At 62.5% G+C, this 12,615-nt stretch carries 8 protein-coding genes; 6 read left to right on the top strand and 2 right to left on the bottom strand.

Features of this window, described 5'->3' with window-relative positions; translation table 11 throughout:
* Positions 1-34: 34 nt before the first annotated feature.
* Positions 35-3,172: a multidrug efflux RND transporter permease subunit gene (locus XI06_RS10865; protein ID WP_271605289.1), complete on the bottom strand. Its 3,138-nt coding sequence runs from the start codon at positions 3,170-3,172 to the stop codon at positions 35-37.
* A complete protein-coding gene (locus XI06_RS10870) occupies positions 3,169-4,344 on the bottom strand; it encodes an efflux RND transporter periplasmic adaptor subunit (protein ID WP_271605290.1) in 1,176 nt (391 codons plus the stop codon). Before XI06_RS10870 ends, XI06_RS10865 begins: the two co-directional genes overlap by 4 nt.
* Before the next feature lie 389 nt (positions 4,345-4,733).
* Here XI06_RS10870 and XI06_RS10875 point away from each other — a divergent pair, with 389 nt between their 5' ends.
* The 6 genes from XI06_RS10875 to exbD all read left to right on the top strand — a co-directional run bounded on the left by XI06_RS10875 (position 4,734) and on the right by exbD (position 12,606).
* Positions 4,734-4,973, top strand: a complete 240-nt coding sequence (locus XI06_RS10875; protein ID WP_237858601.1) for a hypothetical protein — start codon at positions 4,734-4,736, stop codon at positions 4,971-4,973.
* A gap of 234 nt (positions 4,974-5,207) precedes the next feature.
* Positions 5,208-7,622, top strand: a complete 2,415-nt coding sequence (locus XI06_RS10880) for a TonB-dependent receptor (RefSeq protein WP_271605457.1) — start codon at positions 5,208-5,210, stop codon at positions 7,620-7,622.
* 255 nt (positions 7,623-7,877) lie between these two features.
* A complete protein-coding gene (locus XI06_RS10885) occupies positions 7,878-10,436 on the top strand; it encodes a TonB-dependent receptor (protein ID WP_271605458.1) in 2,559 nt (852 codons plus the stop codon).
* A 17-nt stretch (positions 10,437-10,453) separates the two neighbouring features.
* Entirely contained in the window at positions 10,454-11,143 is a 690-nt protein-coding gene (locus XI06_RS10890) for a Fe2+-dependent dioxygenase (protein WP_271605291.1), read from the top strand.
* Complete coding sequence (gene exbB, locus XI06_RS10895) at positions 11,140-12,141, top strand: tonB-system energizer ExbB (protein WP_271605292.1); 1,002 nt, start codon at positions 11,140-11,142, stop codon at positions 12,139-12,141. The genes XI06_RS10890 and exbB overlap by 4 nt, the downstream gene beginning before the upstream one ends.
* A 3-nt stretch (positions 12,142-12,144) precedes the next feature.
* Complete coding sequence (gene exbD / locus XI06_RS10900) at positions 12,145-12,606, top strand: TonB system transport protein ExbD (RefSeq protein ID WP_271605293.1); 462 nt, start codon at positions 12,145-12,147, stop codon at positions 12,604-12,606.
* Positions 12,607-12,615: the final 9 nt, after the last annotated feature.

The raw sequence follows: 12,615 nt of genomic DNA on the forward strand, positions 1-12,615 counted from the left end.
TTGGCTGTAGCGTCGCGAAAGCCGCGACGCAAGCTTACTCGGCGGCTTCCTTGACGGCGCGGTGCGCCGACGCCTCGTGCCCTTCCGCGTCGGTCGAGCTGCCCTTGAACAGGTTCGAGAACTTGTCGAGATAGAGATAGACCACGGGGGTGGTGAACAGGGTCAGCGCCTGGCTGACGATCAGGCCGCCGACCATGGCGTAGCCGAGCGGCTGGCGGATTTCGGCGCCGGTGCCGTGGCCGAGCATCAGCGGCACGCCGCCGAGCAGTGCTGCCATCGTCGTCATCATGATCGGGCGGAAGCGCAGCAGCGCGGCCTGGCGGATCGATTCCTCCGGCGTCTTCCCGTCGCGCTCGGCTGCGATGGCAAAGTCGACCATCATGATGCCGTTCTTCTTCACGATGCCGATCAGCAGGATGATGCCGATCAGGGCAATGAGGCTGAAGTCGAAGCCGGCCGCCATCAGGATCATGAGCGCCCCGACGCCGGCCGAGGGCAGGGTCGACAGAATCGTGATCGGATGGATGTAGCTTTCGTAGAGGATGCCGAGGATCAGATAGACCACGACCAGCGCCGCGAGGATCAGCAGCGGCACGGTGCCGAGCGATTGCTGGAACGCCTGCGCGGTGCCTTGGAAGCTCGAATTCAGCGTCGCCGGCGCGCCGAGATCGGCCATCGCCTTCTGAACGGCCTGGGTGGCCTGGCCGAGCGCAACGCCCTGGGCGAGGTTGAAGCTGATCGTGATCGCCGGGAATTGGCCCTGGTGGCTGATCGAAAGCGGACGAACCGGATCGGTGGTCCAGGTCGCAAAGGTCGACAGCGGCACCTGATCGCCGGTCAGCGGCGATTTCAAATAGAGCTTATTCAGCGAATCCAGGTTGCCTTGCATCTCCGGCAGGATTTCCAGGATCACCTTGTAGGTGTTGAGCTGCGTGAAATACTGCGTAACCTGCCGCTGGCCGAAGGCATCATAGAGGGTGTCGTCGATCAGCTGCGGCTGGATGCCGTAGCGCGAGGCGGTGTCACGGTTGATCTTGAGCTGGACCGTGGTGCCTTGGGTCTGCTGGTCGGTCGCGACGTCACGCAGCTCCGGCAGCGTCTGCATCTTGGCGAGAATTTTCGGCGCCCATTCGTTCAGCTCGGAGAGATCGGCATCCTGCAGCGTGAACTCGAACTGCGTGCGTGTCGGCCGGCCGCCGAGCCGGACGTCCTGGGCCGCCTGCATGTAAAGCCGCGCGCCCGGCACCTTCTCGAACTGCGGACGGAGCCGTCCAATGACCTGCTGTGCCGAAACGTCGCGCTGATTGCGGGGTTTCAAGGTGATGAACAGATTGCCGTTGTTGCCGGCCCGTCCGCTGCCGCCGATGGCCATGGCGACGCTGGCGACGGCTGGATCTGCCTGTATGATCTTGGCGAGCGCCTCTTGCCGTTCCTTCATGGCCGAGAAGGAGATGTCCTGCGAAGCTTCTGAGGTTGCGGTGATCAGGCCGTTGTCCTGCTGCGGGAAGAAGCCCTTGGGGATCAAGACGAAGAGATAGACTGACAGCGCGAGCGTTGCGAAGAAAATGACGAGCGTCGTGCGCTTCCAGCTCAAAGCGATGTCGAGGATATGCTCATAACCGCGCAGCATCGCGTCAAAGGCGCGTTCGCTCCACTGATAGAAGCGGCCGTGTTGGATCTCCCCGTGGGCGCGCAGGAAACGCGACGCCATCATCGGAGTGAGTGTCAGCGAGACGATCATTGAGACGAAGATGGTCATCGCCAGCACGACGGCGAACTCGCGGAACAGACGGCCGATGATGCCGCCCATCAGCAGCAGCGGGATCAGCACCGCGACCAGCGAGATACTGATCGAAACGATGGTGAAACCGATTTCCTTCGCGCCCCTGAAGGCGGCAGCCATCGGCGCTTCACCTTCCTCGACGTAGCGGGAGATATTCTCGAGCATGACGATGGCGTCGTCGACCACGAAGCCGACAGCGATCGTCAGCGCCATCAGGGACAGATTATCCAGGGTGTAGCCGAACACCCACATCAGGGAGCAGGCGCCGAGCAGCGCCAGAGGCACCGTGATCGTCGGAATCACCGTCGCCCAGAAGCTGCGCAGGAAGATGAAGATGACCATGACCACCAGGAAGATGGTCAGAAGCAGAGTGTACTGCACGTCCTCGACCGCGGCCCGAATGGTCTGGGTTCGGTCGCTCATCAGCTCGATCTTGATCGCCGGCGGGATCGCCGCAACGAGGCGGGGCAAGGCCGCTTTGATCTTGTCCACGGTTTCGATGACGTTCGCGCCGGGCTGCTTGAACACCACCAGGAAGACGCCGCGTTTGCCATTCGCCCAGGCGGCCTGTTTGGCGTCCTCGGGGCCGGTGACAGCCTGGCCGATGTCGCGGATGCGCAGCGGACCGCCATTGCGATAGGCGATGATGACGTCGTTCCAGTCCTTCGACTGCGTCAGCTGATCGTTGGCGTAGATTGTATAGGCGCGCTTCTCGCCGTCGATATTGCCTTTGGGACTATCGACTGTCGTGATCGCTATCTGGGTCCGCACGTCCTCCAGTGACAAGCCCTTGGCGACGAGCTTGGCGGGATCGATCTGGACCCGGATGGCCGGCTTCTGCTGACCGCCGATGATGACCTGTGCGACACCGGAGATCTGACTGATCTGCTGGGCAAGCTGCGCGTCGACCGCATCGCTGACGCTGGTCAGGGGCAGCGTCTCGGAGGTGGCGGACAGAAGCAGGATTGGAGAGTCCGCCGGATTGACCTTGCGATAGGTCGGCGGCGAGGGCAGGTTTTTCGGCAGTTGACCGGCGGCGGCGTTGATGGCGCCCTGCACGTCGTTCGCGGCGCCGTCGATGCTGCGATTGAGGTCGAATTGGATGGTGATCGAGGCGGTGCCCAGATAGCTCGTCGAGGTCATCTGCGCGATGCCGGGAATCTGGGCGAACTGGCGCTCCAGCGGCTGGGCGACCGATGAGGCCATCGTCTCCGGGCTGCCGCCCGGCAGATTGGCCGTGATCTGGATGGTCGGGAAGTCCACCTGCGGCAGCGGCGCCACTGGCAGTAGCGGATAGGCGACGAGACCGACAAAAAGAATGCCGGCCATCAGCAGCGATGTGCCGATGGGATAACGGATGAAAGGTGCCGAAATCCCGCCTTCGGTCATTCCTGCTGAACCTTGTTTTTCTGGACCGGATCCGAACTCGCGACAGTCGTCGAGACCAGGCTGCCGGGCTGAACCTTGTACTGTCCGCCGGTAATCACCTGCTGACCGGGACTCAATCCTTCATCGACGACCGAACGTCCGTCGATGGAGTAGCTGACCTTGATCTTGCGGACCTCGGCCTTGTTGGCCTGGCTGACAGTGTAGGCGTAGAGGCCGTTGGTCGAATGCTGGACCGCGTCATCGGGGACGATGGTCGCGTCCTTCAGCGTCCGTACCAGGAGGCGTGTCGACACCGATTGTCCCGGCCAGAGCGCGTGCTCCTTGTTGTCGAACACCGCCTTGAGCCTGATAGTCCCGCTGGTCGTATCGACCTGGTTGTTGATGACGGCAAGCTTGCCTTCGGCCAGCGTCTTCTTGCCGTCGGTGGTGAACGCGATCACCTTGAGCTCGCCGGACTTCTGGCCCTCGCTGATATAGGGCAGCTGATCCTCCGGCGCGGTGAAGATCACCGTGATCGGCTCGACCTGCGCGATGGTGACGACGCCGGTCTGGCTCGAGGCGTTGACGATGTTGCCGATGTCGACCTGGCGCAGGCCGGCGACGCCGGTGATCGGCGACTTGACCTGGGTATAGTCGAGCTGGGTCTGGGCGTTGGAGATCGCGGCTTCGTCGGAGGCGATCTGGGCGGTGAGCTGGGCAACGGTGGAGCGCTGCGTATCGGTCTGCTGCCGCGTCGCGAATTCACCGAGTTTGGTGTAGCGCTGAAGGTCGAGATTGGCGTTGGCGAGGTTGGCCTCGTCCTGGGACTTCTTGGCCTTGGCTTGGTCGAGGGCGGCCTGGAACGGGCGCGGGTCGATCTCGACCAGAAGATCGCCTTGCTTGACCATTTGGCCCTCGGTGAAGGCGATCTTGTCGATCTGGCCGTCCACCCGGGTCCGGACTTGGACGGTGTTGAAGCCCTGAACGGTGCCGAGGCCGGTCAGGTAGACCGGGAAGTCGGCCTTCTGGACCGGTGTGATGCTGACGGGCACGGCAGGGGCGCGCGGCGCACCCTTCTGAGCCGTTTGGGCTTTTCCGGCCTCCGCGGCCCGATATCGCTGCCAGCCGTAATAGCCGCCGCCGGCCACGGCTGCGATGATGACAATCCACAGGATCGGCCGTGACTTTTTCATTTGTGAGCGTATCGGCTTGTATGCCCAAAACAACGAATTGCGGGGCAATCAATGGGTTCCAGCGAGGCTTGTATATTACACGCCAAGTTCCAGTGTAAACAGCACTATCAGTTGAGAATCCTAAACAATTGGAAAGCTTTGCACCCCGTAGGCAAACGGGTGACGCGCCGGTGTGCAGTGCTGCATTTTCCTCTGATGAACGAGGAGCGTGCGAGAGACAGGAAATGCTCGCGGACGGCGTGGGCCTGCGACGGGGGCGCGAGTGAGCGCGCCGTGCGGGGAAGGCGAATTTGCCTTCGCGAGAACGGTTCTAAACCACCGGGGCCGCGTTTCGGTTGTCACCAAAACCAGCGTCGTTCATATCAGCGCCGCCATATCAGGAGTGCGGAATGGACGAATTGAACGGCAAGCTGATCGCGTGCCAGATCTTGATCACGGGATTGATCGCGCGCGTCGCCAATGAACAGCGCGATCCCTTGCGCTTCCTCACAGACTTCCGTGACGAGATCAAAGCCGTCGTTGGCGGCGTCAACATCGCCGGCATGGACAACACCGACCGCGTGCGTGTAACCGCGCAGCGCACCGTCGATGAATTGTTCTCGCTCATGAAGCCGCCGAGCAGCGACTGACGCCTGCGCGAGATGATGCGCGAAGACAAGTGCCTCAGCGTTCTGCTGCATCAATGTGTCGCGCGACACTTCAGCTTTTTCGAAATCGATTTTTTAGAATCGCTTTCATCTGGACCTATTCAAGTGCTGTCTCGGGCCCCGTTGCATTGACCAGATTTTTTGCGGTCGATAGCACCACCCTATCGTTCGTCGCGCATGTTGCGCATCGGCGAGTTTGGAATGGGGTGCGTTGGAATGGGGCTGGTGATGGCTCCGCGATCGCTGCGTGCGATCACGGCAAGAAATTCAGTTGAAGAGAAGCTCGAGGGCAATTCCGGCAAGTCGGCATCAGTCGTTGCCGGCCTGATTGCGGTGGCGTCGGTGTCGAGCGGCGCGCAGGCGCAACAATCAAGCCTGCCTCCGGTGAATGTCGATGCGCCGGTCGAGCGTCCGCGCCCGGCGGCCTCGAAGCCGTCGCCCGAGCAGGTCCGCGCGCGCAACGCGCTTCGCCGCGCCGCGCAGCGCCAGCAGGCGCAGCAGCAGGCTGCTGCTGTTGCGCCGGCCCCGGCCGGAGCGCTTGATCGAAATCCCTACGCCGATCCGGCCGCGCCCTACAAGGTCGACCACGTCCAGGCGTCCGGCAAGTTTCCCGAGCCGATGCTGAACACGCCGAAGACGATCACGGTGCTCAGCAAGGAAGTGCTCGAGGACAAGAACGCGACCACGCTGAAGGAGATCGGACGCTCGACCGCCGGCGTGACGCTGGGATCGGGCGAGGGCGGCAATGCTTTCGGCGACCGCTTCTTCATCCGCGGCTTCGACGCGCGCAACGATGTCTTCATCGACGGCATCCGCGATCCCGCCGTGTCGATCCGCGAGAACTTCTTCACCGAGCAGATTGAGATATTGCGCGGGCCGGCATCGTCCTATGCCGGACGCGGCACCGCCGGCGGCGCCATCAACATCGTCACCAAGCAGGCCGGCGACGTCAACTTCAAGCGGATGGACACCGAGTTCGGCACCGACATGACCAAGCGCGTCACGCTCGACGTCAACCAGGTCATCGATCCGACCTTCTCGGTGCGCACCGGTGGCCTGTTCCAGGACGCCAATGTCGCCGGCCGCAATTACGTGACCGACGATCGCTGGGGCACCTTCCTGTCGACCAAGTACACCCCGACCAACGACATCAAGATCACGACCAACTACGTCCACACCGATCTCAGCGGCCTGCCGGATTTCGGCGTGCCCTTTTACAAGCAGGGCAATTTGCCGGTGACGTCGGCCGGCATTCCGCGCGGCAACTGGTACGGCTTCCTCAACCGCGACTTCCAGACCGCGCGGCAGGATTTCGGCACAGCAACGGCCGAGTACAAGGTCAACGAAGCCATCACGCTGACCAGCAAGGTGCGCGGCGAGCATTCGCTGCTCAACTACATCGGAACGCTGCCGCAGAATCCGATCACGACCAATCCCAATCCGTTGCTCTGGACCACGACGGCGAGCGCGCAGAGTCGCTACCAGACAGCGGACGTGTGGGCCAACCAGAACGAGGCCACGTTCAAGCTCGACACCGGCGGGGTCAAGCATACCGCAGTGTTCGGCGCCGAATACACCAACGAGAATGTCTCGATCGATCGTTACGCGGGTCTGACGTCGGAGCTCGCCGGCTCGCCCTTCACGAGCAACGGGGCGATCTCGGGGGTTAATCTCTACTCTCCTCAGTACACGTATCTCGGTGGCTTCGGGTCGGCGTCGCTGACAGGCAACCCGACACGCTATGGCGTCAACACCAGCAGCGTCTACGCCATGGACACCGCGAACTGGCAGGACACCATCATCCTGAACGGCGGCGTTCGCTACGACGGCTACAACATGAGCTCGTCGACCAACACCGCCTATCTGAAAATGAACTCCGATCTGGTCAACTACAATGTCGGCCTGGTCTACAAGCCGATGTCGATCGGCAGCCTTTACGCGGCCTATGCGACCTCGGCCAATCCGTTCGGCTCGGAGCTCGACGCGACCGGCACCGATTACGGCGGCGTTCCCGCCAACACGGCCGTCCTGCTCGGGCCCGAGCGCAACAAGGCGGCCGAGCTCGGCACCAAATGGGAGCTGGCTGATCGTCACCTGCTGGTGAGTGCCGCATTGTTCCAGACCACGAAGGACAACGCGCGCGAGACCAATGCGGCGGGCATCCTCACCTCGGGCGCGGCCTACCGCATCCAGGGCATCGACATCGAGGCCGAGGGCAAGATCACCGATCGCTGGAGCGTCTTCGGCGGCCTGGTCCTGATGCAGTCCAAGGTCACACAGAGCAACATTGCGTCCAACATCGGCCTTCAGCTCGCCAACGTCGCGCATCAGTCGTTCAGCATGCTGACCAAGTACAAGTTCGACGGCGACTGGGAAGTCGGCGGGCAGGCGGTATACCGCTCGAAGGTCTATGGCGGCACGTTCGCCGCCAACACCGGCAACGAGCTGCCGAGCTATTGGCGCTTCGATGCGTTCGTCGAAAAGAAGATCGACAAGAACTGGACCATGAAGTTCTACGCCCAGAACCTGACCAACAAGCTCTACTACGACACGCTTTACCGGAGCGCCGTGCCGTTCGTCGCAGTCGCGCCGGGGAGGGCCTTCTACATCATCACGACGGCCAAGTTCTGATGAGGTCCTTGTCAACCCGCCATAATCGCGATGCACGAGACCGTGCATCGCAAGGACAAACATCGGCTCCAGTTTAGAACGCTTACAAACTCGCGTTTAGAACGGTTTCAAACTCAAGTTTAGAATCGTTTTGATCTGGATGGATTCAAGATTGCTCTCGCCGTGACTGCGTTGACCCTCACTGCCCCGCTCGATACGACCAGTGTGTCGCACTGTCACGGTGCGACACACTGCAGCAATGGAATGGGGCGTAGGATGGGCATGGCAAGGGCTCCGCGGTCGTTGCGTTCGACCGCGGCACGGCAAGCATTGGTCGGCAATTTCGATGGTGCGGCCGGCAGGACTGTTTCCACCGTTGCAAGCCTGATCGCAGTCGCCTCCGTATCGAGCGCAGCACAAGCGCAGCAAACAAGTCTGCCGCCTGTCAACGTCGACGCACCCAAGGAACGGCCACGCTCCACCACCGCGAAACCGACGCCTGATCAGGTCCGCGCCCGCAACGCGTTGCGGCGTGCCGCGCAACGTCAGCAGGCTGCAGTGGCTCCGGTCGTCGATGCAGCCGCACCGTCGCCCGACCGCAATCCCTATGCGGATCCCGCTGCGCCCTACAAGGTCGATCACGTCCAGGCCGGCGGCAAGTTTCCGGAGAAGCTGGTCGATACGCCGAAGTCGATCACGGTGCTCAGCAAGGAAGTGCTCGAGGACAAGGGCGCCACAACGCTGAAGCAGGCGATCCTGAGCACGGCCGGCGTGACGCTCGGCACTGGCGAGGGCGGCAACGCCTTCGGTGATCGCTTCTTTATCCGCGGCTTCGATGCCCGCAACGACGTCTTCATCGACGGCGTGCGCGATTCCGGCGTAAGCGTGCGTGAGAACTTCTTCACCGAGCAGGTCGAGATCCTGCGCGGTCCCGCGTCGTCCTTCGCGGGCCGCGGCACGGCGGGTGGCGCCATCAACATCGTCACCAAGCAGGCCGTGACCGAGAAGAGCTTCTATAACATGGACACGACGTTTGGCACCGACCAGACCAAGCGTGTTACGCTCGACGTCAACCAGGTGATCAATCCGTCGCTCGCCGTTCGTGCCGGTGGCTTGTTCCAGGATGCCGACGTTGCGGGGCGGGACCGGGTCAAAGACAATCGCGATGGCGCCTTCGTCGCCACGACCTGGAAGCCGACCGACGCCATCAAGATATCAGGCAATTACATTCACACCGAACTGACCGGCATTCCCGATTTCGGTGTGCCGTACTATCGACCGAGTACGTCGTCGACATCAGGCGGTCCTTTCCCGGATTTCGGCGTCAACCGGAATAATTTCTACGGCTTCGTCAACCGCGACTTCTACCGGACCGGCCAGGACATAGGCACGATCAATGCCGAAGTCCAGGTCACGCCCGATCTGTTGCTCACCAACAAGATCCGGGAATCGCATTCGACGCAGAACTACATCGGCACACTGCCGGAATCGCCGACGCTGGCCACAGGCGCTCCATTCACGGCCTATACTTTGAGCGCCAACCCGCAGAGCCGGTACCAGGCCACGGACGTGTTCGCCAACCAGACCGAGGCCACGTACAAGTTCGACGATTATGCCGGCTTCAAGCATACGTTGCTTGCGGGCATCGAATACGACAATGAGCGATCGTCAATCGACACTTACACCGGGCTTGGCTCGGAGATCACGACGGGGACAACGCCTTTCACCGGTTCGGGATCGACGTCCGGGGTCAGCGTGTTTTATCCGCAGGCCACCGACAATCCGTTCCCGATACCGGGAGGCTTGACCGGCAGGCCGACCAAGATTGGAATCGAAACGATCAGCGGCTACGTCGTGGACAGCGCGAATTATCGTGACGTCCTCATTCTCAACGGCGGCTTCCGCTATGACGATTACAGCATCAAGACGTCGGCCTTCACGGCGGCGGGTGCTTTCGGGCAGCAGAGCGCGGAATTCCTGGTTCCGGACTACAACCTCGGCCTCACGCTGAAGCCGCTGCCCAACGGCAGCGTCTATGTGGCCTATGCGACCTCGGCGAACCCCGTGGGCTCGGAGTTCGACGGTACCAGCACCGCCTATGGCGGCATCAATCCGAATTTGGCCGGCGGCAACAACCAGATCTTTGGGCCCGAGAAGAACAAGGCGATTGAGCTCGGTACCAAATGGGAGTTGTTCGATCGCCACCTGCTTCTGACCGCAGCACTGTTCCAGACGACCAAGGAGAACGCGCGCGAGGCGCAGAACGTCGGCAGCACCGTCGCCGCCGCGGCGCTTGGCTGCACCTATGCTCCGGTGGCTCCGGCAACCACCGTATCCTGCATCACGGCGGGGGCGGCTTATCGCGTCCGCGGTATCGATCTCGGCGTCGGCGGCAAGATCACCGATAAGTGGAGCGTGTTTGGAGGCCTCGTGCTGATGCAGTCGGAGGTGACGAAGTCGCTCGCGCCGCCGGCCAATACGACACTCTATGCCTCGAACGTCGGGCGGCCGCTCGCCAACATCGCGCACCAGTCGTTCAGCCTGCTCTCGAAGTACCAGCTCAACGACACCTGGGAGTTGGGCGGGCAGGCGGTGTACCGCTCGAAGATCTATGGCGGCACATTGCTCGCGGCCAATCAGGGCACGTCAATCCCAAGCTACTGGCGGTTCGATGCGTTCGCGGAAGCCAAGATCAACAAGAACTGGCGCCTGAAGCTGTTCGTCAACAACATCTTCGACAAGCGCTACTACGACGCGCTGTACCAGAGCGCCGCGCCCTTCGTGCTCGAAGCACCCGGACGCGCCGCTTACGTGGTGATCTCGGCGCGCTACTGACGGAGACATGAGCTGCCATGCTGACATGCATAGAAGGCGTGCTGAACAAGGATGATGTGGCGGAATTCCGTCGCATCATGGACGCCAGTGAATGGGAAGACGGCCGTTCCACCGCGGGCGCGCAGTCGGCCATGGTCAAGCGCAACGAGCAGTTGCCACCGGACAGCGAGGTCGCGCGCAAACTCGGCCATCGCATCATCTCGGCGCTGACGGCGAACCCGCGATTTCTGGCGGCCGCAATCCCGCTCCAGATCTTTCCGCCGCTGTTCAACCGCTATGCGGCGGACAGCGGTCACCATTTCGGCCTGCATGTCGACAACGCCATCCGCGGCGACCGCCTGACCGGTCTTCGCATCCGCACGGATCTGTCGGTCACGCTGTTCCTCAGCGAGCCCGAGGATTACGAGGGTGGCGAACTTGTGATCGAGGACACCTACGGTTCGCACGAAGTCAAGTTGCCAGCCGGGGACTGCGTGCTCTATCCCTCAACCAGCCTGCATCTGGTCACACCGGTGACGAGGGGGGCGCGGGTTGCGTCTTTCTTCTGGCTCCAGAGCATGATACGGGACGATCAAGCCCGCAGCATGATCTTTGACCTCGACACCGCCATTCAGGCGTTGGTGGCACGGCTCGGGCGTGACGATCCCGAAACGGTCAAATTGACGGGTATCTATCACAACCTCATTCGCACCTGGGCCGAAGTATGAAGATCGCATCTTTCCACAAAAGCCTCGCTGCAGCCGCGCTGCTGACGGCCACCTGGCTCGGAGCGCCGGTTTCTGCCCAGACGCAACCCCAGGCGGCGCAGGCTCGTCCCGCAGCGCCTGCACCTGTGACGGCCTCGCCGGCGCCGGCTACTCCCGCTACTGCGGCGCAACCAAGCGTTGTTGCGGCGCCGTCGACCGTGGCCCCCACGGCGGCTGCGCCGGTGGCCGCGATGCCCAGCGGCCCCGCGACCGAGGCTGCCATCGCCCCGGCGCCCGAGGCAGCGCCGAAGGCCGGCATCGCGCCGGCCATGAAGGAATTGTCGCCCTGGGTGATGTTCATGTCGGCGGACATCATCGTAAAGGCGGTGATGATCGGGCTTGCCTTTGCATCGCTCGTGACCTGGACGGTCTTCATCGCGAAATCGATCGAGCTGTCGATGGCCTCCGCCAAGCTTCGTTCGGCGCTGAGGAAGATCGCAGAGGTGCGCTCGCTTGCGGAAGCCCAGATGGCGCTCGGCACCAAACGGGGCATCCTGTCGTCCTTCCTGGCGGCCGCTCTGCGCGAGGCGCGGATGTCGGCGGGCCTGTCCAGCGACATCGGCATCAAGGAGCGCGCAGCCTCGAGCTTCGCCGAGATCGTGCGCGCGGAAGCGCGCCGCATCCGCGTCGGTATGGGTGTGCTTGCGACCATCGGTTCGACGTCGCCGTTTGTCGGTCTGTTCGGCACCGTGTGGGGCATCATGAACAGTTTCATCGGCATCTCGAAGTCGCAGACGACGAATCTTGCTGTGGTTGCCCCCGGCATCGCAGAGGCGCTGCTCGCGACCGCCATCGGTCTCGTCGCCGCTATTCCCGCCGTCATCATCTACAATTACTTCTCGCGCGTGACGAAGGGCTATCTCGAGCTCGTCAGCCGGGCCTCGGGAGCTGCGGCGCGGCTGTTGTCGCGCGATCTCGACCGCAGCCATGGCAGCGCGCATTCGCGCGCGGCGGAGTAAGCCATGGCCGTTTCGCTCACCGACAACGATGACGACGACGATTTCTCGGAAACGCATGACATCAACGTCACGCCGTTCATCGACGTCATTCTGGTGCTGCTGATCATCTTTATGGTCGCAGCCCCGTTGTCGACGGTCGACCTGCCGATCGACCTGCCGACATCAAGTGCGACCCCGCAGAAGAAGCCGGACAAGCCGACCTATGTCAGCATCAAGCCCGATCTGACGCTCGCGATTGGCGAAAATCCGGTCAAGCGCGCCGACCTCGTCAGCTCGCTCGACGCCATCGCCGACATGAGCAAGGACAAATACGTGTTCCTGCGCGCCGACAAGGCGGTGCCTTACGGCGAGTTGATGGGCGTCATGGAAATCCTGCGATCCGGCGGCTATTCTCGGATCAAGCTGGTGGCGCTCGAGGCTCCTCCTGCGGCGGCCGGGCCGGCGCAAGGAGCGGTCCAACCCTGATGGCAGCGC

This window comes from Bradyrhizobium sp. CCBAU 11434 (assembly GCF_028128895.1).
GTDB classification, from domain to species: Bacteria; Pseudomonadota; Alphaproteobacteria; order Rhizobiales; family Xanthobacteraceae; genus Bradyrhizobium; species Bradyrhizobium zhengyangense.